The 22,292-nt window shown below is 40.0% G+C and carries 23 protein-coding genes; 17 read left to right on the forward strand and 6 right to left on the reverse strand.

The features are described from left to right. The first annotated feature begins 61 nt into the window (after window positions 1-61). The 5 genes from AS29_RS14285 to AS29_RS14305 all read left to right on the forward strand — a co-directional run bounded on the left by AS29_RS14285 (window position 62) and on the right by AS29_RS14305 (window position 6,505). Entirely contained in the window at window positions 62-1,480 is a 1,419-nt protein-coding gene (locus AS29_RS14285) for a lipopolysaccharide biosynthesis protein (protein WP_035408169.1), read from the forward strand. A gap of 49 nt (window positions 1,481-1,529) precedes the next feature. Then, window positions 1,530-2,918 carry a sugar phosphate nucleotidyltransferase gene (locus AS29_RS14290; protein ID WP_035408171.1) on the forward strand — a complete coding sequence of 463 codons (1,389 nt, stop codon included), beginning with the start codon at window positions 1,530-1,532 and terminating at the stop codon, window positions 2,916-2,918. A 55-nt stretch (window positions 2,919-2,973) separates the two neighbouring features. After that, complete coding sequence (locus AS29_RS14295) at window positions 2,974-4,050, forward strand: glycosyltransferase (RefSeq protein ID WP_051860690.1); 1,077 nt, start codon at window positions 2,974-2,976, stop codon at window positions 4,048-4,050. Beyond that, complete coding sequence (gene manA / locus AS29_RS14300) at window positions 4,047-4,997, forward strand: mannose-6-phosphate isomerase, class I (RefSeq protein WP_035408173.1); 951 nt, start codon at window positions 4,047-4,049, stop codon at window positions 4,995-4,997. The genes AS29_RS14295 and manA overlap by 4 nt, the downstream gene beginning before the upstream one ends. Before the next feature lie 851 nt (window positions 4,998-5,848). Beyond that, the gene (locus AS29_RS14305; protein ID WP_035408176.1) at window positions 5,849-6,505 is read left to right on the forward strand and encodes a hypothetical protein; all 657 of its coding nucleotides are present in this window, start codon (window positions 5,849-5,851) and stop codon (window positions 6,503-6,505) included. 264 nt (window positions 6,506-6,769) lie between these two features. Here AS29_RS14305 and AS29_RS14310 read toward each other — a convergent pair whose 3' ends face one another. The 5 genes from AS29_RS14310 to AS29_RS14330 form a co-directional block, all read right to left on the reverse strand. After that, window positions 6,770-7,489, reverse strand: a complete 720-nt coding sequence (locus AS29_RS14310) for a MurR/RpiR family transcriptional regulator (protein WP_035408178.1) — start codon at window positions 7,487-7,489, stop codon at window positions 6,770-6,772. A gap of 171 nt (window positions 7,490-7,660) precedes the next feature. Then, window positions 7,661-8,950 (reverse strand): MFS transporter, encoded by a 1,290-nt coding sequence (locus AS29_RS14315; protein ID WP_035408180.1) that lies wholly within the window; start codon window positions 8,948-8,950, stop codon window positions 7,661-7,663. Window positions 8,951-8,966: 16 nt separating this feature from the next. Next, window positions 8,967-10,400, reverse strand: a complete 1,434-nt coding sequence (locus AS29_RS14320; RefSeq protein WP_035408182.1) for an FGGY-family carbohydrate kinase — start codon at window positions 10,398-10,400, stop codon at window positions 8,967-8,969. A gap of 13 nt (window positions 10,401-10,413) precedes the next feature. Next, entirely contained in the window at window positions 10,414-11,889 is a 1,476-nt protein-coding gene (locus AS29_RS14325) for an FAD-binding oxidoreductase (protein WP_231889948.1), read from the reverse strand. 35 nt (window positions 11,890-11,924) lie between these two features. Then, on the reverse strand, window positions 11,925-12,719 hold the full coding sequence (locus AS29_RS14330; RefSeq protein ID WP_156505954.1) for an SDR family NAD(P)-dependent oxidoreductase: 795 nt from the start codon (window positions 12,717-12,719) through the stop codon (window positions 11,925-11,927). A 283-nt stretch (window positions 12,720-13,002) separates the two neighbouring features. Here AS29_RS14330 and AS29_RS14335 point away from each other — a divergent pair, with 283 nt between their 5' ends. From AS29_RS14335 to AS29_RS14365, 8 genes are all read left to right on the forward strand, one after another. After that, complete coding sequence (locus AS29_RS14335; RefSeq protein ID WP_051860691.1) at window positions 13,003-13,533, forward strand: DUF6933 domain-containing protein; 531 nt, start codon at window positions 13,003-13,005, stop codon at window positions 13,531-13,533. A gap of 234 nt (window positions 13,534-13,767) precedes the next feature. Beyond that, entirely contained in the window at window positions 13,768-14,199 is a 432-nt protein-coding gene (locus AS29_RS14340; protein ID WP_035408186.1) for a hypothetical protein, read from the forward strand. Between the two features lie 322 nt (window positions 14,200-14,521). Continuing rightward, the gene (locus AS29_RS14345) at window positions 14,522-14,809 is read left to right on the forward strand and encodes a YwqI/YxiC family protein (protein ID WP_035408188.1); all 288 of its coding nucleotides are present in this window, start codon (window positions 14,522-14,524) and stop codon (window positions 14,807-14,809) included. A 23-nt stretch (window positions 14,810-14,832) separates the two neighbouring features. After that, window positions 14,833-16,584 (forward strand): T7SS effector LXG polymorphic toxin, encoded by a 1,752-nt coding sequence (locus AS29_RS14350; protein ID WP_051860692.1) that lies wholly within the window; start codon window positions 14,833-14,835, stop codon window positions 16,582-16,584. A gap of 2 nt (window positions 16,585-16,586) precedes the next feature. Then, window positions 16,587-17,024, forward strand: coding sequence for an SMI1/KNR4 family protein (locus tag AS29_RS14355; RefSeq protein ID WP_035408190.1), 438 nt, complete (start codon window positions 16,587-16,589; stop codon window positions 17,022-17,024). Between the two features lie 179 nt (window positions 17,025-17,203). Further along, entirely contained in the window at window positions 17,204-17,329 is a 126-nt protein-coding gene (locus AS29_RS21910; RefSeq protein ID WP_269449397.1) for a hypothetical protein, read from the forward strand. Between the two features lie 55 nt (window positions 17,330-17,384). Then, the gene (locus tag AS29_RS14360; protein ID WP_231889952.1) at window positions 17,385-17,771 is read left to right on the forward strand and encodes a suppressor of fused domain protein; all 387 of its coding nucleotides are present in this window, start codon (window positions 17,385-17,387) and stop codon (window positions 17,769-17,771) included. An 18-nt stretch (window positions 17,772-17,789) separates the two neighbouring features. Continuing rightward, window positions 17,790-18,422 carry an SMI1/KNR4 family protein gene (locus AS29_RS14365; RefSeq protein ID WP_035408192.1) on the forward strand — a complete coding sequence of 211 codons (633 nt, stop codon included), beginning with the start codon at window positions 17,790-17,792 and terminating at the stop codon, window positions 18,420-18,422. A gap of 31 nt (window positions 18,423-18,453) precedes the next feature. Here AS29_RS14365 and AS29_RS14370 read toward each other — a convergent pair whose 3' ends face one another. Then, window positions 18,454-19,695, reverse strand: coding sequence for an Nramp family divalent metal transporter (locus tag AS29_RS14370; protein WP_231889949.1), 1,242 nt, complete (start codon window positions 19,693-19,695; stop codon window positions 18,454-18,456). 308 nt (window positions 19,696-20,003) lie between these two features. Between AS29_RS14370 and AS29_RS14375 the strand changes: the two genes are divergently transcribed. The 4 genes from AS29_RS14375 to AS29_RS14390 all read left to right on the forward strand — a co-directional run bounded on the left by AS29_RS14375 (window position 20,004) and on the right by AS29_RS14390 (window position 22,215). Continuing rightward, on the forward strand, window positions 20,004-20,324 hold the full coding sequence (locus AS29_RS14375) for a hypothetical protein (RefSeq protein ID WP_035408194.1): 321 nt from the start codon (window positions 20,004-20,006) through the stop codon (window positions 20,322-20,324). Further along, on the forward strand, window positions 20,321-21,283 hold the full coding sequence (locus AS29_RS14380; RefSeq protein WP_035408196.1) for a hypothetical protein: 963 nt from the start codon (window positions 20,321-20,323) through the stop codon (window positions 21,281-21,283). The genes AS29_RS14375 and AS29_RS14380 overlap by 4 nt, the downstream gene beginning before the upstream one ends. 16 nt (window positions 21,284-21,299) lie before the next feature. Then, entirely contained in the window at window positions 21,300-21,635 is a 336-nt protein-coding gene (locus AS29_RS14385; protein WP_035408198.1) for an Imm32 family immunity protein, read from the forward strand. Between the two features lie 229 nt (window positions 21,636-21,864). After that, complete coding sequence (locus tag AS29_RS14390; protein WP_035408200.1) at window positions 21,865-22,215, forward strand: hypothetical protein; 351 nt, start codon at window positions 21,865-21,867, stop codon at window positions 22,213-22,215. Window positions 22,216-22,292: the final 77 nt, after the last annotated feature.

Here is a 22,292-nt window from a genome sequence, read left to right on the forward strand (position 1 = left end):
GTAAGTAAATTAATTTAACAAGTCTAGAGGTGAAAACAGTAGATTAAATTCTATTAAGATTATGAAATTATTATTTAAAAAGTTTATAGGATTTTCATTAGGTCCAGTTATTGGAGCATTAATATCGTTCATCACAATCCCATTAACAACCTATTTTGTATCACCTATAGAATATGGTAAAGCAAGTATGTTTGTATTGTTTCAAGGATTACTAGTTACTTTTCTATACTTGGGATTAGATCAATCTTATACAAGAGAATATCATGAATCGAAAGATAAAACAAACTTATTAAAAAATGCAATGTTGATACCCATAACAATTGCATTACTTATGTTAATTTGTATTTTTGGTAACTTAAAGATTGTTTCCAGTTTTCTATTTGGATCGGGGGGTTATTCCACCGCAACGTTGCTTTTTGGCTTATCTATCATATTCATGGTAATAGAAAGATTTATACTACTTTCTATTAGAATGGAAGAAAAAGCTCTTGAATATTCAATGTTAAATATCGTTTTAAAGTTAAATGTATTGATATTTACATTGATTTTTGTTCTTTTAGTAAGAAACGATTTTTTAGCTGTGGTTTATTCTACTGTTTTAGGACAAATAATTGCAGATATATTTTTAATATTTCGTTATAAAAAGTATCTCGATTTTACTAAAATTCAATTAGATAAAGGACTAATTTTTAATTTATTAAAATTTGGGATTCCGCTTATTTTTGCTGCATCATTTAATAATTTATTAAACTCACTAGATAGATTAGCTTTAAGAACATGGAGTAATTTTCATGAAATTGGTATTTTTACTGCAGCTTTAAAAATTTCTGCCATACTGACAATTATTCAAACTAGTTTTACTAGTTTTTGGGTACCGACTGCATACCGTTGGTATAATGAAAAAAAAGATATAAAACATTTTGAACTTATTAGCAAAATTATATTATTAATGATGTCTACCCTTTTATGTTTAATACTTATTTTTAAAGAGTTTATTATTAAACTGTTAGGTTATGATTATACAGATGCAAAATTTCTAATAGGTATATTATGTTTGTATCCTATAATGTACACAATAAGTGAAACTACCACATTAGGGATAACTTTTTCAAGAAAGAGTTATTATAATATCTGGGTAAGTGTATTGTCCATTATTCCTAATGTGTTTTTAAATTTTCTTCTTATTCCAAAATATGGAGCTGTTGGTGCAGCTATTGCAACTGGGGTTTCATATATTATTTTTTTTATTGCAAGGAGTTTTTTTTCAAATCGAAATTGGATAGGTTTTTCATTTAAATTTCATTTACTAATTTCACTTTTGTTACTGTTTGTGACTATCTTAAACACACAAAAAAATGAATATATATTTTTAATTAATTCATGCTTTCTTTTATTGATAATTGCATTACAAATTCCAACTATAAAAAAAATATTTGCAATTTATAAAAATAAAGATAATCAAGATTGGGATTTTTCTTAACAAAAGATATGTTTAATCGATGTGCAATAAGGGTTAATGGAGGGATTTTATGAAACTAGTATTACTTTCGGGAGGATCAGGTAAACGCCTTTGGCCTTTATCAAATGACACCAGATCCAAACAATTTCTTAGAGTATTAGAAGCCGAAAATAATAACAAACAATCCATGGTCCAACGGGTTTGGAGTCAATTAGAATATTCCGGACTTGCCAATTCTGCCATAATCGCAACCTCCAAAATGCAGCGCGATATGATCCACACCCAAGTCGGTGAGGATACACCAATCATCATAGAACCAGAACGAAGGGATACGTTCCCGGCGATAGCATTAGCCGCTTCCTATTTATACTCAAAACAGCATGTAAACGAAAATGAAATCATAGCTATTTTACCGGTCGATCCTTATGTAGAGGTCGATTTTTTTTATGGGGTAGAACGGCTGGAGCAGGTGCTGAAAGCGTCAGATGCGGATTTGGCTCTGATGGGTGTGAAGCCGACTTATCCTTCTTCTAAGTACGGATACATTGTTCCTGCAGCAGGGGAATCAGAGGGTGACTATGTGACGGTTGGTCATTTTACAGAGAAGCCGAGTGAAGAAAAGGCGGTTTCTCTTATCGAGAGGAAGGCGCTTTGGAACTGCGGGGTTTTTGCTTTCCGATTGAAGTATATATTGGATATTTTAAAGGATAAGGGGTTTTCTTTGGATTTTCATGAGCTGGAGATGAACTATCAGCAGCTTCCTAAGATTAGCTTCGACTATGAGGTCGTGGAGAAGGCGAAGAAGATTGTGGCTTTGCCTTATGATGGGTATTGGAAGGATCTTGGAACGTGGAATACGCTGACCGAAGAGATGGCGACGAATCAGCTTGGCAAGGGAATCTTGGCTGAGGATAATGTGAATACGCATTTGATTAATGAGCTTGATATTCCGGTTACGGTCATTGGAACAAAGGATCTCATTGTGGCGGCGAGTCCGGATGGGATTTTGGTGGCAGATAAGGCGGCGAGTCCGAAGGTGAAGGAATTGATTAGCGGGTTTAACCATCCCCCTATGTATGAGGAAAGACGATGGGGCTGGTCACGTGTTCTCGATTATGCGAAGTATGAGGATGGCCAGGAGATGGTGACGAAGCGGATTTGTATTCTGGAAGGGAAGAATTCGAGCTACCATCATCACCTGATGCGGGATGAGGTGTGGACGATTGTCCGGGGAGAAGGCGAGCTTGCGCTGGATGAGCAGATTACCAGGGTGAAGGCGGGAGATATTGTTCACCTTCCAGCTGGAAAGAAGCATGGAATCCGGGCGATTACAGCGCTTGAATTTGTGGAGGTTCAGACGGGGCTCGGGATCAGCGATGAGGACTTTCACCGGCTTCACTTTGAGTGGGAGGACGTTTTGGCGCAGTTCCAGCAGTCAAAGTCTAAGGTGATTTATTAAACGGGAGAGGCATTCGGCTTCTCCCTTTTTTTGCGTTGCGGAGGTGGGGAAGATTGTGAGGATTGCCTATTATATATCGGATTATGGGTATGGCCATGCTTCCCGGAGTGCAGCAATCATCGAGGAGCTTCTTTTATATGAAGGAACTGAGGTCACGATCTGTCATTCCTTTGCTGTTTCATTTCTTAAAGAGATACTTTGCGGTTTCGGTGTTCGTTTTAGAGAATCGCAAACGGATATTGGATATGTGCTGAAACCTCATTCCCTCGAGCCTGATCGACCAGCTCTTCATAAGGCATACTCCTTGTTTATGAACAGCTGGGAGGAGCGGGTGGAGGAGGAAGTACAGTTTTTAAAGGAGCAGCAAATCAATTTGGTTCTGTCGGATATTTCACCGATTGCGTTTGCGGCAGCATCACGGGCAGGAGTTTGTTCCGCTGGTATTTCAAACTTCACTTGGTATACCGCTTATCAAGGGTTGATTAGCGAGAGAGATCTGCACCCTCTAAAGCAGGCTTATGAAAAGATGGACTTCTTTTTCTCGCTTGCCGTGTTCAGTGAACCGGAATGGGGAAGGCAGCTGGATTTCGGCTTTATTTCCAGAGCTCATCAACAGGAAAGAGTGGACCAAATCCACCAACACTTGAAGCGTAGTCCTTCTGAAAAGCTCATCTTTTTTGGGCTTGGGATGAAAATTGATGGAGTGGACGTGAGGGGTTTTCCTCTGTGGGACAGCCCGGGATGCCGGTTCATCGTGTCATCCAATGTGGAGATTCATCATCCAAATGTCTGTAGGATTCCTGAATGGGAGAACGATGTTCATCACTACATCGCTGCAGCCGACCTTGCCATCACGAAGGCGGGATGGGGGACGATCGCGGAAGCGGTGTGCGGCGGGACTCCGCTCCTCGTTATTGACCGAAAGTCCATGAAGGAAGATCAGAACACCATTCGTTACTTAAAAGAAAATGATTTGTGCCGGACCATGTCTTGGAGTGAACTGAGTACCTTCACGTTATCTGAACATGATCTTAAATATTGTGCAAAAAGACCAAACGAAGGAAAACAGCTGGCAGCAGCCATCTGGAAGGCAGCCAATCATTTTAATAGGAAAGAAGTGGGGAAACGTTGAGTACAGCACCGATTTTTATGAAGCCGGTTTTTCAGGAACGGATCTGGGGAGGCACGCAGCTAAAAGAGCGTTTCAATTATGAGATTTCGAGTGAAACGGTCGGGGAATGCTGGGCCATTTCCGCTCACCCAAACGGGACGAGCCTTGTTGCATCAGGGGAGTATGAAGGAAGAATGCTTTGTGAGCTCTGGGAAAATCACCGCACCCTCTTTGGGGGAATCGAAGGGACGTCCTTTCCCCTATTAACGAAAATCCTAGACGCCAATCAGGACCTTTCCGTTCAGGTCCATCCTGATGACAAAAAGGCAAAGCTCCTGGAGAATGGCGAGTTCGGTAAAACTGAATGCTGGTACATCATCGACTGTGAAGAAGACGCAGAAATCATCTACGGCCACACCGCCCAGTCAAAGGAACAGCTCCTGGATATGATCGAAAACCATTACTGGTCCGATTTATTGAAGCGCGTCAAAATCAAGCCCGGAGACTTCTTCTTCGTCCCAAGCGGAACCATTCATGCCCTATGCAAAGGAGCACTCGTCCTGGAAACCCAGCAAAGTTGCGACATTACCTATCGAGTCTATGACTATGACCGCACCGATCCAACAGGCACCAAACGAGAGCTGCATCTCGAAAAAGCCCTCGAAGTAACAAGCGTCCCCCATCAAGATGGAGCATGCGAACCCATCACCATCCAAACAGGGGATGTAACCATCACCACCTTTATCCAAGAAACCTACTTCACCGTCCACAAATGGGAAATCTCCGGTGAAGCCAGCTTCTCCCAAGGCCACCCCTTCATGCAAGCAAGCGTCGTCAAAGGCAGCGGCTCCATGAGACACAACGGAACCGAATACCCGCTCGAACTCGGAGCGCACTTTATTCTGCCGGCGGAAATGGGGAGCTTTACGATTGTGGGGGAGATGGAGTTGATTGTTTCGCATGTGTGAGTGGGAAAAGGAAAAGAAAAGAGGCTGGGGGATTCCCCTGCCTTCTTTCAATTCATCCACTTAATCAAAAGCAGGCTCTTCTAAATTCCCCGGAACATCCAACTGAATATCCTCCACTGAGTTTACTTCTATTAGTGGAAGATCAACCGCTGTAGCACTCTTGATTCTTCAATGACGTTTGATTCCTTTTTTATGGTAGTGGAAGTCAGTGGGTGTCCAGTTGTTCCACATTGAAGGAACCTTTATATCTGAAAGATGGTAAGTATCGAAAATTTTAAAAAGAGGCAGTTTTTTCTACTAGTAAACACTAAAGAACACACATCCTAGGAAATATAACTTTAAAAATATTATCATTAGTAATTTTAAACCTAATAAAAGATTTATAGGAATAAAGGCAATGGTGGAAATGGAAGTTTAGTGCTGATATAAAATTAGAAATAAAAAAGGTGTGTTAGCAAGAGTTTTTTTCGCAGGATTCAGGTGTATTGGGTATTTTTACGAATCTTGTGTTTAAAACTCAAGACGGGACGAAGCGTCAGAACCCGTCATCCTAAAATTCTTTTTGGTCTTAGAAGCAGTAAATTTTTATACCAATGACTTTATATAATGGATTATTTGATAAAAGAATCCATAAGAGATTTTTTTGTCTTAAGACCTTTAAATTATTATGTGGATGAATATGTAAGAAAATGTAGTTTTAGCCGATATAATTTAGGACTAAGAAAGGGGATACAATTTATGTGAAGAAGAACAAAAAATAGCTAAAAGCGCTAGAGGAGATTTGTTTATTATTATTAAAATATGTATACAGTTTTAAGGAAAGGCCTGTATAGGTAGAATGAGAGGGTATTATGTTAAATAAACTTTTTAACTACATAGATAATGAAAAATATGTATCTATTTCTTTGGTGGTTTTATTCGTTTTATTATTCATCGTTTCAAAAGTAACAACATTAGGTACTATAATTTTATTATACTTAATTATGGGGTTATTTTATCTGCACATTATTCGCAAATCGATTAGAAAATCCAATACAATTTTTTTTCAAATCATATGGCTGCTAATTATGCCCTTTATAATAGCTCTTCTTCCTATGCTGGTGATAGATATAGTTATTAAAGGAGATATAATGGAAAATTCTTTCTCAACACCATTATATATCTTATTCTTCGTATTAACATGGGTTTTTGCGGTATATGTATTTGAATATTCAAAAATTAAGGTGGCTATCCAGTTTATAAATGCGAGTGTTTTAAGTATTTTAGGTATTACATTCCTTGTTTATTTTAATCCTGAATTTTTAAAAATATTATTTGGTAAGCTAATAGAAGAAATAGAATTTACCAGTCTAAGCGCTGAGTCGATTTTTGATATTTTAATAAGACTAATAACACTTCCCTATTTTCTAGCATGTTTATGGGCAAATTTTGCAATAGAGTTAAGAGGGTATCAAATATCAAAAAAATGTGAAAGGAAAATGGTTTCTATTCAAGGGACAGAGAATTGAGTAGTTGAACAAAGGTCTCTTCGTTTTCAGTTATTTGTAGTTGAAAACCCAGGCCAAGTAAGCATCAGAACAGACCTTCATTCAGAAAGGGTTTGTAGATGGGAAAGGCAGTGACAGGAAACACTCCAGAGACATGTTCCATGACCAAAAAGAAATACTATTTACTTGCTACTCACTCAAATAAAGACAATAAAAAGAATGCGCATCCGCCATTAATAAGCAGATGCGTATTTTCTGTTGCGAACTTGAGTGATTGTTTCTCCATTAACTTGAACGATCCCCACCAGCCAGCTTCGAAATGATTTCCTCAATAAAAATAAAAAACACGGTTCTTGTCTTTTCAAATGGAAGCAAGGTATCACTCTGATTGAACTTAGACAAGTAAAAGGAGTAGTCTGCGGTGAATTCCCGTGTATTTACATATTCCTCAAGGATCAGCATGATACTTGATCCATTTTTTTTAACTTGTTGAAATAACGAATCAAAGGAAGAAAATTTTCCTGTTACGGAGAGGACGATGAGCAGCGTTTTTTCGTCGGCTAATCGTTCTGCAAAGTCTTCGCTTTGGGTGACGGTCACATTTTTATCGGATACAGTGGCTAGTTTGTATGCGAAGTATTCGGCGCTAATGAAAGAGGGGCCGAGTCCAAATAAGATGATTTTCTCGTATTTTTGGAAAATAGAGATGAAATCATCGATGATTCCGGAGTCGAAATTCTCCAAAAACCGCATGAGCCGTTCGATTTCGTTTGATTTATGAGGCTTAACTAGGTTCATTTGCTGGCCGCTGAAGTATAATTTGTATTGTTTAAAATTATCAAAGCCCAGTTTCCGGACCAATTTGGACACTTTGGAAGGGGAGACTTCCCCAATTTCCGCGGCTTCGATGATTTTGATTTTATTGTTTTCAGAAACAGCGCTGGATAACGTTTCATGCAGCTTTTCTTCCAGCTTTGTTAAATTATCTGTTCCGACTTTGATCATTTCATAACACTCGCTTTCAATCTCGCTCTTTGAATATCATTAACGAGGTTCGGGTCAACCTGATTCTTTCATTATACAGGATTTTTTGTGAAGGCTGACAGAGGGGAGGGGTTTAACTAAAAACAGGCTGCGAGTCGACTTGGCGAAATCACAGCCTGCGGGATTATTTTATTACGATACAAGATCATCCTTCACGGGAACGGCCGTCCGTTTAGCAACGCCCATTTTAAACATGACGGTAATGAGAATTCCCAATACCCCAGCTATTGCACTGAAGATGAAGTAGGCATTGTATCCGCCAGCATTGCCAAATGACGAGATCATCATGCTCATGACGATGGGCAATAGAATATCTGGTAAATATCCGATGAATGAAATGAGACCGATGGAAAGCCCCAGTTTTTCATCCTCGATGTTGCAGTCACCCAGAAGTGACCAGTAAAGACCGCGTATGGTGTAAACAGATAAGCCGCTTAGTATGACCAATGCGTAAAAGAGAGAAGAAGGCAATGAAGCAGGCAAGATCGAAATCATCATCAAAAACACGGCTGCCAAAGCTAGCGCTATGATTAGAATATTGCTCTTCCCGAACTTATCCCCCAAAAATCCGCCTGTCACTCCGCCGATCGGTCTCATCCAAAGCATGATCACTGTAACCGTACCTGCTATTGAAGCACTGAGGCCAATATTTGTTTGCAGGAATCCTCCGAAATAGTAGATGGTCCATGTGACAATGTAGCTCATGAAAATGATTCCACCAAGAAGCCAGACAAATTTGTTGGAGAATACATCTTTCAAGGAACTCTTTTTGCCGGCTGGTTCTTTCTTGACGGTTGCTTCCATTCTCTCCGTCTTCCCGTCCACATTGACGAAAAGCATAATCAGGACGGACACGACAATCAGGACCCCGGAGTACATATAGATGACATTCACAAGAGCCTCTTTTTTATCTTCAATGGCCGTACTTGCACCTAATGCTCTTGAAAAAACAAAGACGGCAATACTTGCTAAAAGGGCTTCAACTACCCCTCTGCCCCCATCAAGTATTCCAAAAAAGCGGCCTTCTTCCTCTTTCTTGGAAATAAGTTTCACGATTTTTAAGTGGGCCGACCAAAACGTGAGCACGGAGAAGATCCCCCAGATGATAAAAATCAAAATCACGATGGGATAGCTCGGCACTTGAGCAAACCAGATCCCCGCTAATCCAACGCACAATAAAGAGATGGAAATCAGTTTCTTGGCAGAGAATCTATCCGAGATCCATCCGCTAGGGAAATACCCGATAATGAAGGCAATCCCCAGTGCGGAGAAAATGGTATTTAATTGAGGCAGGGTCATACCATAAACCTCTAAGATGGTCTCCTGATAATTCGTTCGAAGATAAATTAAAGGAAATATAGCACCTGCTGCTAAAACGATAAGGAAAAACTGCAAATACCTTTTAACATTTGCTGATTGCATGGGCACCATCCACTTCTTATTGGAAAATCGGATACGTTAGCTTTAAGATCGGATCCGTATGTTGTCGTACATGTTTCACAACCGTATCATTCAGCTCATTGTAAAACACATGGCTGCGTTCATCCGGGAGGAAGGTTTTTTCGGTTTTGACCATTTTTTCAATCGCTTCGGAAAAATCCTCATAGATGGAAAGGTGGGTGGATACGCAAATGGCTGCACCAAGGCAGGCGCTGCTGCTTCCTGTTCGCCGGTGGACCGGCAACCCGAATAAATCAGAGATGATCTGCATCAAGACATTACTTTTTGAACCGCCGCCAATCACGACGACTTCATCCATGTCCAGTTGAATTTCTTCAGCCATTTCATCGATGTTGTTTTTCATATTGAAGGCAATCGCTTCTAGGATTGACCGGTACATGTGATACCGTGTATGTCTCTGATCAAAACCAATCATGATTCCTTTTCGGTAAGGGGTAACGGGAGACGCGAGCCAATCCAGCATGGTGATGAGGCCATCACTGCCGGCTGGAATCTCTTCCGCTTTTTGGTTCAGAAATTCCTCACCTGATAGACCGAGCTTTTCTGATTCCGTCACCAATTCTTGTCCGATGATTTTCTTAAACCAGCTGACCGTCCACAATCCCCGCCGGATTCCATTCGATTCATACACGTATTTAAACGGGATGGACGCAAGAGTAGGGAAGAAATTGTTAGCGTTTTCAAAATCTTCATCTCGTAATACCATAGAGGAAATAAACGTCCCCAATGAAATCATGATGGAGTTCTTGTTGTCTATTCCTGAACCCAGTACTTCAACCGCTTTATCATTGGATGTTGCAACAACTGGAATCCCTTCGTTTAAACCGAAATCCCTTGCCAGTTCTTTGCGGATTGAACCTAATGAATCGCCAGGTTTTACTAGATTGAAGAGCATCTCTCTTGTGAGGCCATTGGCTTTTATGACTTCATCGTCGCTTGACCAGTCCAGTGTTTCTCGGTCCAGAGGCCAGTGCACTTCACAATTGCCTGCTGTATCCGTAAATTCTCCGGTTAATCGAAAGCCTAAATAGCCGGAAGTAGTGGTGACATATTTCACCTGATCATCTTCATGCTTATATGGTTCTGATAATCTAGCATCCATCCAGCTAATCGCTGGATGGGCTAAATCACCATTTTCCTTCAATAATACGCGGCAGCACCGAATCGTGCACAATCCGATTCCTTCAATGGCTGTCCGGTCTCCTTTAAAGCTTTCTAAACAATTTTTCACTCCGTGATAAACACTGTCCCACAAGTCTTCATCCGGATGAATAACGACACCTGGTTCGGGGGTTAACGTTTCTTTTAACGCGCATGAGCCAAAAGCCACCTCATTGCCTTCTACATCAAAGATGGCGACTTTTGTACTCTGCGACCCGTTATCGATCCCCATCATATATCTTTTTCCCATAATAAAACTCCTATCAGCTTCTGATATATTTCTTCACTTCATTTGGTTGAGGGAAAATCGTACCGTGGTTCATAATCCCTTTTGGATCAAACGCTTCTTTTAGCTTTTCGAGCATGTAATAAGCGGAACCGTGTTCCTCTTTCGTCCACTCTGAACGATATTTACCGATTCCGTGGTGATGGCACATAGAGCCGCCAAGCTTCAGTGTTTCTTCAATGATGATTTGGTGAATCGGGTGATGATAGATGCGCAGTTCGTCTTCAGGTGCACAGTTGATGGTGTAATTGTAAACGAAATACATGTTTGTCCCGTTCAGGTAGCTATGTGATGAATGACCGCCGAGCATGGTCAAATCTTCAACTCTGTCAAATTCATTTTTAATTCGATCCATTACGCTGTTGTAGATTTTGACGATGCTTTCCCAATCAGCCGATACTTCCGTTGTAAATCCATCATGTGAATTGTGATCAATCATGTCCTGGATTTCTTTTTGGATTCTGCTTTCATCCCAATTTAGATGATTGAACCATGTTTCAATGAGTGAAGGATCTACTTTTTCAATCACACCGTCCTTGAACGTTTCGACCGCTTCATTGATGGCTTCATTCGTCGCTTTGACGATCCCAGCAGGACCTTCCGTTGTGAAAATCAAGACGCATTTATCTTTATAAAAGTGTTCGAAATGCTGTCTTGCATCTTCTTCGGAATAGACACGGGCAACCGATGGTCTGAAACCATTGACCATCACTTCTCTTAAAATTTTGATTCCTGTTTCAACATCCTTAATCAGGTAGCCATGAAACTCATTATTCTCCGGCATATACTTAAAGATTTTGACGGTCACTTCCGTGATATAGCAAAGGGCCCCTTCATTTCCAATCGCAATATGCCGGATGTCCGGTCCGCCTGATCTTCTTGGTACGTTTTTAATTTTAGAAACCTGGCCTTCCGGGAATACGCATTCCAATCCGACCACCATATCTTCAATCGCTCCGTAAAGGGTAGAGAACTGACCAATACTTCTGGTCGCGACCAATCCGCCAAGTTGTGCAACGGGCTTGGATTGAGGGGAATGCCCTGTTGTATATCCTACCTTGCGCAGCTCATCTTCAAGTTTTTGCAGCTTCACACCTGTTTGAACAGTAGCCTGCATATTGTACGTATCAATTTTAATAATTTCGTTCATCTTGGATCCGTCTACTACGATGGACGTCTCTTTCCAGTTTTCCAATCCGCCTTCAGTACCTGTTTTTCCGCTTCTCGGAATCACATTGATCTCTTTTTCATTACAGAACAGAAGAATGGATTGAACATCTTCCGTACTCCGGGGATAAACGATTGCGATGGGTGCGGGAACATTTAAGACATTTTTTGTTTTTGCATATTTTTTATAACGATCTGCCGAAGCATCATATAACGCCTCTTCATTCGTTACGACCTGTTCCTCTGATAGAAGTGCTGTTAATTCTTCAATAATTTGTGTGTGCATGTTCATTCTCCTTTAATTCATATTTTTATAGGAAACTATCGGACTAGGTATCCGCCGTCTACATTCACTAAGGAACCGTTTACATAATTGGACGCGTTACTTGCTAAAAAGACAACGGTCCCCATTAAATCAACAATATCGCCCCATCTGTTAGCGGGGATATGATCCAACACTTTCTGATTGCTTGCCGGATTTGCTCTTGTATCCTTCGTCACATCGGTCGCAAAGTATCCTGGTGCAATTCCATTCACTTGTATATTAAATTGGGCCAGTTCATCACAATAGGCTTTTGTGAATCCGGCTAACCCGTGTTTGGTGGATGCATACGCCGGTGACCATTGGCCTCCAAGGTAAGAAAACAGGGAGCACGTATTAATAATTTTTCCGCTATTTTGCTGAATCATATGCTTCGCCACTTCATGCGCTAACTCGAACGGCGCTGTCAGATTGACTGAAACCATTTTGTCCCATTGAAGCCTGGTGAACTTCGTAACATCCTTTTCATTAATGCCAATTCCAGCATTATTAATCAAAATATCAATCTTTCCAAAAATATGTAAACATTCATCTGCAATCTGCTTGCACACCCCGCTTTTTGTGATGTCTGCAATCATTAAATGATAACGAACGCCCTCAGCTTCTATTAATTCCTTTGTCTGGTTGTCGTCATCGGCCATGCTCACGGCAAAGATATCCGCTCCGGCTTTAGCAAGTGCCAGTGCAAACCCTTGGCCTAATCCTGAATTTCCTCCAGTGATGATGGCTGCTTTTCCTTTAAGACTGAAAAAATTCATATTAAAATCGGTAATTTTATTTTTTTCAAGGATCATACTTAATCTTTCCACCTTTCTGATTATTTTGCTACGTTCAGTCTAAAACTAAAAAAACGAAAAATCAACTATTTTATTGAAAATTTCTCATTTTTTAAATAAATAATGCGTTTGCAAGGAAAATTTTCCTTTTATTGTGGCCTGCGTGCTTCTCATAGCTTTGTTAATAGGAAGGTCTGGGGAAACCCGGATTGCGGGGGATAATGGGGGATAGAAAGCGGTTAAGTCTTTGCCCGTTATTCATGTTACGATGAAAGAATCTCAATCCATAAAGGAGAATCCAATGCTTATACAATGTACGAAAAAACTTTTCGATGACCTGAAAGTAATGCCTGTTGAACAGGTCGAAGGCGCAAATCCTCTGCTATCGTGGCATGCCAACATGCTGAAGATCGGCAGGCACAAGTTCCTGGTGCTTGCAAATGATAAAAACCGTTACGCCATTGTCCTTTACGGATTAAAAGCAAGGGATAAAAACAGAATCAAACCGTTGATTGGAAACGCAATTCGCGAAGTGTTTCAAGCAGAATCAATTGATGAAGAGATTATCAAAGAATATTTGAGCACATTACCCCAGCTTACTTTTGCCAAAACAAAGGATCGAAAACTAGTGGCAAGGCTAAATAAAGCATGTGAAATGGTTTATTTCGGCGAAGACTACCTCGATATGGATGCCATTGTTCAAGTAGAAATGAGCAAGCGGATCAGTTCATTACTGGTTGGGGACGGGAAGGGTGGGTATTTTTATCCTAATGAGGCGATGGTTCGGGATTTAGGGGAATTTTGGGGAGAGAATCCAAATGTGCCTGGTTAAGCATGTTTAACTAAATTCAGAGAACAAAAAAAACGAGGCGGAGTTTGGAGCTCAAAATAACAGCAGTCTTGTTCTTCTTGGAATAGTTCTTCTGTTTTTAATCAATGTACAAATGTGGCAAAATTATCGGTGGTTCATGATGGTTTTGTTCTGGGCTCAGTTCCAAATTTTAATCGTCCTATTAGCATTTATCATAAAAATAAAACCATCACCAAAACATTAAAGGGGGATATCATGTCCTTTCTCAAACACTTATTCAACATAAAAAACAATACAAACCAAGAAACGATGGACAACCTGCGCAGCTTACATAAAGATTACTCCTTACAAGATAAGGTCTATGAAAAATTAATTCCTTATATGGAATCAAAGTTTGAAACCGTTAAAGAGGAGTACCGGTTTGGGAAGTGGCTAAGTGATTGGAATTATTATGCAGACGGAAGACTGAAGTTTCTCTACGAAAAGTTAACAGTACAAGATTTTATCGATGCTCAAAACAGTGATGATGAGATTCTTGTTGAACTAAGAGAGGAAATTCAGTTCTTTGATTTTATTCAAAAGAAAGAAATTCCAAGTGAAGTTCACACTTGGGAAGAGGCTGCACAAAAGGGCTATCATCTTCTAGCTGAGGAGCTTCAGCAGTATATTTTGATTACCTTGAAATAGAGAAAAAGTTTCTTATAAAGAAGCGTCGGGACGGTCTCGACGCTTATCGACGTTTTTCTACTTATCCCTCCCCCCACCATCATTGAATCTCCTACCCTCTTATCATCCTAGCTAACTTAAGAAGACACGCTATCATCCCGCATCATAAGTGGGGTGAAAATCATACAGTTTACAAGAATGAATCGAAGTGAATTGGTTATATAAGACTATTTTTTGTTGGATCCCTTACCAAATAAGGACTTTCTGCCAATTGGGTGAATTGGAAAATAATGATAGAATTTATTGTAGATAAATCTGGAAAATTGAAAGCAGGTGCGGATTATTGGAAACCCTTATTAAACTGAAGCATGCGGATGTCGTGGATCAGCTTAATCAGATTAGCCATACGCTTGAGCAGCTCAATCTTCCGCTTCCCTCCGAAGAAATGCTCGGGGAAAACAAACTTCGGTTAACTGCGGAATGGATCAAGCGGGAAAATGAGATTCATAGCATGATTGAAGAATACAAGAGGGCGGTTCAAAAGAACATTGAGGATACGAGGGCGAACATCGATTACCTCCGGGAACAGGATGAGTCGATTACGCATTTGCCAATGGGCCCGCTAAAATAAATGAGGAAAGGTAAGCGTGATTCATGCCGAACGTATATGATTCAGAAGCCTTGATGACGACAATGACCGAACGTGCGGAACAATATAAAAACCTTGCCGTGCAGCTGCGGTCTCTTAACGAAAAGTTTACGGCCATTATCCAGGATGAAGAATTCCAGGGGAAGGGAGCCGAAGCGATTAAAAGCTTCTATCAGGAGCACTCGGTTCTCGTTGGGAAATGGTTAGATTTTATTGGAATGCAGCTCGCTTTTATTGGAAGCATCGAAGGGAAAATGGAGGACTCCAGTCTCGCTCAGAATACTTTTATTCGAGAGGAATTTTTGGAAAGAGAGCTGCGGAACTCGATTGAAAAATCAAGACAGATGGTCGAAGCGCAAAAAGAAGACCTTACCCGAATCTTGTCAGGCATCAACGACATCCTTTCATTGGAGGTATTCTCTTCCAAATCATTTGAAGTGAACATACATAAAGCCTCCAAAAATTCCGTTAAGACCACTGAGGATATGCATAAAGTGGATATTGCTCTCACAGACGATTATGCCGTCTCTGAAATGAATCAGCTGCTCATCAAAAACTTCTACACCCAGCTGACTGGAGCCACTAAAGGCGCAAGCGGCGTAATTCCAATGGTATTCGATGCCGCTGCATTCAGAAGCGGTAATGTATATAAAGACATTGCCCAGGCTGACCGGAATGCATTAGCCTTTGTAGAAGCCAAAAACAAAGAATTTAAAGCCCGAGAAATCAAGGAATTAAAAAGCAAACTCGATGTCTATAAACTCTCCCAAGACGAATATTTAAAGATTGCGAAACAAATAGGATACAAGAACCTAACCGACGAACAAATGAGCATTGTAAAACGATATGAAAGCTACAAGCGGGACCGCGAAATAGCAGACGGAATAAAAGACGGTTTCTACCTCGCCGGCAAAGACTTTGTAGTCGGCATCAAAGACATGGTCACCAAACCCCAGGAAACCTTCGGAGCCATGGGCAATTCCATCATCCACCCAGTCGACACCTTCAGCATCATGTCCAAAGCCATCGAAGAATCCTGGACCCGCGACGTCATCAACGGAGACGCCAACTCCAGATCCCGCTGGATCAGCTATGCATTGGGAACTGTGGGGACCTCGGTTGTGGGAACGAAGGGACTTGGGGCTGCGGCGAAGAGTGGTGCGGCTGCGAAGGTGGGGAATGGGGTAAAGAAAGTGGCTCAAGCGGGTGCGGATAAAGCCAATCGTATAGCGAATAATTTTGGCATTCACAATAACCTAGTCCCTGCTTTTTCTTCGGTACATCAGAGTGGTTATAACGTTTTAAATAGTCATGCTATCAAAGATTCTCTTATAATAAAGATGGAGTCTTTAAAAACAGAACCAAGAGCTTTAAATAAAGAAGTAAAGAGCAGTAAGCCTAAAAACTCCCCTACGCCAAAAAAATGGCTCGATAAAGGTGGAGATATTTCGATTAATGATAGTGGAACATGGACCTATCATGATTGGGAAGGAAACTCAGTATCCTATCCTGATGGTTTTCCAGATTTTAAAACTGCTGGAATGGTAAAACAGGAAGTAGAACTAGAAAAATTCCAAGGGTATAATAAAGACTTTGACGAAGCTGATAGAAGAGCTCCTAATGGCCCGATTGCAGATGATAGTACATGGCACCACCATCAAGATATGACTACAATGCAAGAAGTGAATACAAAATTACATGAACGATTTAGACATAGGGGCGGTATGTCTTTATCTAAAAAACAGAGGGAGGATTAAATATGAATATTAAAAGTTATGGAAATATAAATCCTGAAAAAGTTAATAGCTTCGAACAGTTTATTGGATTTGCGTTACCTCATGATTACAGAAATTTCTTGCTTAAACACAATGGGGGTTCAATAAGGGGTACTAGGTTTAGTGTTAAGGAATTAAATGAAGAAATTTCTTTACATGTTTTATATGGTATTAGTACAGATAATAGTGATTTAAGTTTAGAGTCCTGGTATGAAGAATACGAAGAAGATTTAATGTCTAACGCCTTAATCATCGGACATGATCGGGGATCTGGCATGATTGTTCTTATAAATGATTCGGAAAATAATGGAGTATATTTTTGGGACCATGCATGGCATTTTGAACAATCAGATGAAGATAACAATACCTATAAGATATCAGATAGCTTCAATTCTTTTATAGAAAAACTGGAAACTGAATAACTATTTCTGAAGCAAGTCTACAATGCATTGGACATTGAAGATAATTCATAAACGATGTTCAAAGTTAATTTACATATATACAGGTTTATTCAAAAAAGACGTCAGTATAAACTGATGTCTTTTTTAAAAAGGTAGATTTTATTAAGGAAGAATTCTAAAGATATGGAAAAGGGGTTATCATGCCAATTTCAAGCGAAAACAAGATGATTGCCAATTCAGTTTTAAAAGCCTTTGGCGGCAAACCGAGTGTTTCAAGGTACTGGGACCATTATAGCCGAAGCAATATAGACATCCTGTCAGTCTAATCGGCCATATAAAGGGGTAACCTCCTATTCCACGATTGGACTCTCCTCCTATTCAATAGGTTATACAATCGGTGAAAAGCCACTTCGGGTTGAGATTGTAGGGGCGAGTACAGATGAATTCTATCCCAATATTTTTGCCACCTGTGCTTTTGAAGTAATCAATTCAAACCATTCAATCTCTCCTGGAGTAATCATGAAAGACATTGTAGGTAGGTACATAGAGAAGGTTGAGATGAAACACATCTTATTTACGGATCCTTTTTTATGGGACAATATAAATTCGATTGATATTGAGGATACGAAGGTAGCATGGCTTCTAGCGGTTCCAATCTCGGAAAAGGAATATTTATATGCACAAGAAAAAGGAACAGATGCGTTAGAAAAATTTTTTGAATTCGAAAATATAGATATCTTTGATTTGAATAGAAAGTCTATCCTGTGAAGCAGGAGGTCTCACATAGTGATCGATTTCTCAAACATTCCTAACCTTGTACTCAACTCACCAGGCAGTGAGTTTGAAGTTTATAAAATAGAACGAACAATGTCTGTCCGACTTCCTGATGTATATAGACAACTTTTAATCCAAACAAATGGTTTCTCAATAGGTGGAGGAGTTGCCATTTACGGGACAGAGGACATTGAGGAACGAAATGCAACCTGGGAAGTAAGTGAATATGCTAAGGGATATGTTGCTGTAGGAGATGATGGGGAAGGAAATGTGTTCCTCATGCTGCAAAGTAAGGAGGATAATCGCGTAATATGCGTTGAATCCGGCACGATGAATCCAGCTCATACCAGTGAGGATTCCGTAGATTTTGCCCAATGGATTAAAAGGGGCTGCAGCAAAAGCACCATTTCGCATGAAGCCGCACCAGAGACATGCCATATTATATTGCAAACCGTTCCAGCCAATGGGTTAAAGGACTTGATCAAGATAAAAAATGTTTTAGGAATTAATATTTCATCAGCTGATTTATTAAATGGCTCAAAAAGCACTCCATTTACAATTGCTAGAGAATATCCTTTCGGAAAAGCAAAAAAACTTGTTGAAAAACTAGGGGTTATTGGTGAAAGTTTAATAATAAAGAAATAAGGAGCCTGAACACATCCAGGCTCTTTTCACTTTAAAAAATCATCTGATACAAATTATTCCCTGCCAGCAAAAGTAAGATAATAAGTCCGATTACAGCAAGTACATTATGGATGGCCTTATTCTTAAACTTCCCCATAATCGCAGCGTCATTTGCAACCATTAGCAGGGCAAATCCTATGAAGGGAACGACGACGATGGTGATGGCTTGGGCGAAGATGATCATTTCAAGCGGTGCCTGGCCAAAGGCTAATGCTACGACAGCCCCTAAAAGCATGACCGCGATGATAAGATACCGAACCGGTGCTGTATTAAGCTTTGAACCCTTGCCGAGTGAATCGGCAAGCAATGAACCTCCGATCGCGGCGTTACCTGTTAAGGAAGAAAACGAGGCCCCGAACAGTCCGAGCATAAAGATGATAACCGCCCAATCTCCATACAGCGGCTGCAGCGACATTCCCATTTCAGCTGCCGAGTCTACTGTGACTCCTTTTGGAAGCAGGATCGATGCTGCTGACATCATTACAATTAAAGAAATGACTCCGAGAATTAAGATCCCTGCATAGCTCTCTTTCACAGCCTGGCTGGCGTCCGTCAGGCCCCAGCCTTTTTCCTGTATCAGATACGACTGATAACAGGCTCCTACAATAGAAAAGGTGGTCGCCGTAAGCGCTATGACTAGCGGCATGGAACCCTCGGGCAAGGAGAGCTGCAAGCCTGAGGATAGCAATTGAAGGGAGGGCTTTGAAACAACTAAAGTAGTTAAAAAAGAAAACAGCATAAGGCCAACAAGCAAAATCATCATCCGCTCCAGCACTTTATAAAAATTCTTGGCAAAGAGAAGAAAAATGGCTCCGCCTGTCGTAAGCAATATCCAGAATGAAACAGGCAGACCCGTTACAGAGGCAATGGCAAGCCCTGATCCCAATGCATTTCCGGACTGAAACGATGCCGTTACCAGAAAAGCCCCAATTCCGATGAGCAAGCTTGCACCCTTCCCCCATTTTTTACGGACATTCACAATAAACGAATCTTTTGAAGCAAGCCCAATCCTTGTACTCATTTCCGTAAATACCATCATCAGCACAATGGCAGTCAGCAAGGTCCAAAGAAGGGACAATCCATAAACAGCCCCAATCTTTGTGGAAAGAGTAAGACTTCCGGGCCCGAGCACCAATGCCGCTGTAATAATCGCCGGTCCGAGTCCTGTTAGCCGAACCAAAGGTTTCTTTGTCTGAGTACTCTTCGTATCCGCAATACGAGTATTTCCTTCCAATACGCACCCTCCTAAATACTGAATTTTCTAATTTAATTTTACGATTTATCGACTTGTCTTTAATAGGGCTTTATATAAGATATAAATGCACCAGGAGTAAAAGCATCTTACTTAGATGTAAATGTTTACCTTTTGGTTTTAAATGGGAATATGAGAGGGGAATATGTCCTTAATCTGAAGGCTTTATTTATATTTTATAGTTCATGTGGATGTGATAGTCGTAGAGGAAAGGGACTTATGTTCCGTAGAAACGATGCATGTATTACTTAACCATTAGATCTATGAGTATTTGGAAAGGAGTGGAATTTTTGCCGGATTTAATTGAAATGGAAGCCCGGGCGGCCAGGGCAGCCAAACGAATTGAGATTATGAAAAAAATAGAATCATTGCAAAAATACCAGGTTGATATAGAAGATGGTATGAATGAACTTCACAAGAATAAACAGCACCTTCAAGTCGCTCACGAGCTTTATCTTGGACAATGGACCGGGGAAGGCGGAACGGCTTACAAGGAACTGGCGGGGGACCTCAATAATCTGAACTTGCAAATGGAGTTCTCCGGATTGGAAACCATTGATGCCATCAGCGAGGAAATCAGGCGCCTCTTACAGGAGCTGAATTCCCTATGACCGATATTCAAATCAAACCGGAGGAACTGCTTGAACTTGCTCAGAAAATCGGCCAGTCCATTCAAATTGCTCAGGAAGGCCAATCCATCATCACCGAAGCCTCCTCCTACGCTACCACCGACGCCATTGAAAATGCTAAAATGAAGCTATTAAAACAGCTGGAGCTTTACCTCGAAACACTCGATCACGGTCATCAGAAGGTGTTTATTGCACGGGAAGTAATGATTGCAACAGACGAAAACTATGCGGCCACATATAATGTGGACTTATGGGGAATGCCGAAATCCATCGAGCAAAATCCGATTGCTGTGACAGAATGGAAGCGAAAAAACATTTACATGGAGAACGGTGTATTAGTCAATCCGATGGGTCACAAAGTAGTCGACTCTCAGACAAGACCGATAACCGATGAAGAACTACGCAGCGCTCATAATTTTGGAGTCTATCAAGTATTTGAAAATGGTCAGATCTACTTTGTACAGGGAAAAAGATTTGTTGACAAAATTCCGGAGTTAGAACCGGAAGGCAATGCCAGACCTACTGATCTTTTAGAAGGAACAGGGTATGAATGGGTAGAATATATGGGAGGACCTTTATTCTTTGGTAAGAAGCTGGCTAAAAATGCGATTAAGAAATTGGAAGATGAGATAGGGGATATTGGTAAGTCTTTGTCTAAGGGTACTAGTAAGGCTGTATCTGATTTAGATCAAATGAAGTCATTAATAAAAAATGGAAAAGTAAAAGGAAATAATATTATAAGCAAAATTGATGATAATACCCAAGTAATATTTAGAAAAGATACAGGGAAAAATTCACATCCAATAAGGCCGAAGTATCCTAATGCAGTAGAGCATTACAATGTAGAAATACAAACTAAAACCTCTGCTGGTAAGTGGAAATCTAGAGAATCATATCATATTATAGTGGATAATAATGGAAAAGTAATTGATAGATTTTAGAAGGGGAGATAATATTATGAAATATTTGATTGATATCGAGAACGATGAAAATGATGACTTTGAAAGATTGGCAGATAATGTGGGTGTTTTACAAGTTTTTGATAGCAATGGAAACGAAATAACTAAGTCATCAAAAGTATCGTTATTTCTGAGCAAAAATGCCCTAATAGGTTTAGGAACTGAGTTGATTAGATTGGCTCATAATTATAAAGAAGGAAGACATTATCACCTAGAGCCAGCAAGCGAAGAGATGACAGTTCAAACATTAGGGGTTTTTCTTACACCAGATAGTTGTGAATTAATAGTGGGTTGTAGTGATGAAAAAGTTATTGATGAATATTTTAAAGATTAGAGGATGAAAAGTTTTAAATAGACCCCTAAACCTTGATTGGCTAAATGCCTTCTAAGGTTTCTTTTTTTGGTGGGACTATCAGTGCCAATTAAACACTTACATAAATAGCGAAAAAGTGTAATCCTGATAGTCTCCGTAGGATGGAGGTTCTATTGGCAAGGAACATTATGAAACTAAGAAGAGTCTATGATGACATTCTAACAAATGTATCCAGAAATGAGGAAATATAATGAAGGAGATTTTTGTTAAATCACTTTATAAGTCTATAGTTAAAGAAAACCTTCAACTTAATAAAAACTTGTATGAAACAACGAAGTTTACTCCTAGAACAGATGATTACTGGAAAAAAGCAATTAGTTTTTACGATGGTTTAACTGACGAAAATAAAGATACATTAATGGGGATAATTGAACAAACCATGATTGATACTATTTCAAGTATGCTAGGAGTCATTGATGGAAATTCAACCTTAAAAGATTGTTCGGTAGAACCTAAATTACTGCTTGATTCTAATGATACAGAAGGAGAACTGCAAGATGCATTTTTAGAATTCATCGAAGAAAGAGATAGCAATAGCTAAATGATTTCCACTACCTTGATTGGATAAATATCTTTCAAGATTTTTTACTTTGATTTATATTAAATCAGCTGATATTT

This window comes from Bacillus sp. SJS, from assembly GCF_000732485.2.
Classification (GTDB): Bacteria; Bacillota; Bacilli; order Bacillales; family Bacillaceae; genus Metabacillus_B; species Metabacillus_B sediminis.

Excerpts from the sequence above, each read along its gene's own strand:
- AS29_RS14285 (WP_035408169.1), top strand. The coding sequence starts at position 62 with ATGAAATTATTATTTAAAAAGTTTATAGGATTTTCATTAGGTCCAGTT.
- AS29_RS14290 (WP_035408171.1), top strand. The coding sequence starts at position 1,530 with ATGAAACTAGTATTACTTTCGGGAGGATCAGGTAAACGCCTTTGGCCT.
- AS29_RS14305 (WP_035408176.1), top strand. The coding sequence starts at position 5,849 with ATGTTAAATAAACTTTTTAACTACATAGATAATGAAAAATATGTATCT.
- AS29_RS14310 (WP_035408178.1), bottom strand. The coding sequence starts at position 7,489 with ATGATCAAAGTCGGAACAGATAATTTAACAAAGCTGGAAGAAAAGCTG.
- AS29_RS14315 (WP_035408180.1), bottom strand. The coding sequence starts at position 8,950 with ATGCAATCAGCAAATGTTAAAAGGTATTTGCAGTTTTTCCTTATCGTT.
- AS29_RS14320 (WP_035408182.1), bottom strand. The coding sequence starts at position 10,400 with ATGGGAAAAAGATATATGATGGGGATCGATAACGGGTCGCAGAGTACA.
- AS29_RS14325 (WP_231889948.1), bottom strand. The coding sequence starts at position 11,889 with ATGCACACACAAATTATTGAAGAATTAACAGCACTTCTATCAGAGGAA.
- AS29_RS14330 (WP_156505954.1), bottom strand. The coding sequence starts at position 12,719 with ATGATCCTTGAAAAAAATAAAATTACCGATTTTAATATGAATTTTTTC.
- AS29_RS14335 (WP_051860691.1), top strand. The coding sequence starts at position 13,003 with ATGCTTATACAATGTACGAAAAAACTTTTCGATGACCTGAAAGTAATG.
- AS29_RS14340 (WP_035408186.1), top strand. The coding sequence starts at position 13,768 with ATGTCCTTTCTCAAACACTTATTCAACATAAAAAACAATACAAACCAA.
- AS29_RS14350 (WP_051860692.1), top strand. The coding sequence starts at position 14,833 with ATGCCGAACGTATATGATTCAGAAGCCTTGATGACGACAATGACCGAA.
- AS29_RS14355 (WP_035408190.1), top strand. The coding sequence starts at position 16,587 with ATGAATATTAAAAGTTATGGAAATATAAATCCTGAAAAAGTTAATAGC.
- AS29_RS21910 (WP_269449397.1), top strand. The coding sequence starts at position 17,204 with ATGCCAATTTCAAGCGAAAACAAGATGATTGCCAATTCAGTTTTAAAA.
- AS29_RS14380 (WP_035408196.1), top strand. The coding sequence starts at position 20,321 with ATGACCGATATTCAAATCAAACCGGAGGAACTGCTTGAACTTGCTCAG.
- AS29_RS14385 (WP_035408198.1), top strand. The coding sequence starts at position 21,300 with ATGAAATATTTGATTGATATCGAGAACGATGAAAATGATGACTTTGAA.
- AS29_RS14390 (WP_035408200.1), top strand. The coding sequence starts at position 21,865 with ATGAAGGAGATTTTTGTTAAATCACTTTATAAGTCTATAGTTAAAGAA.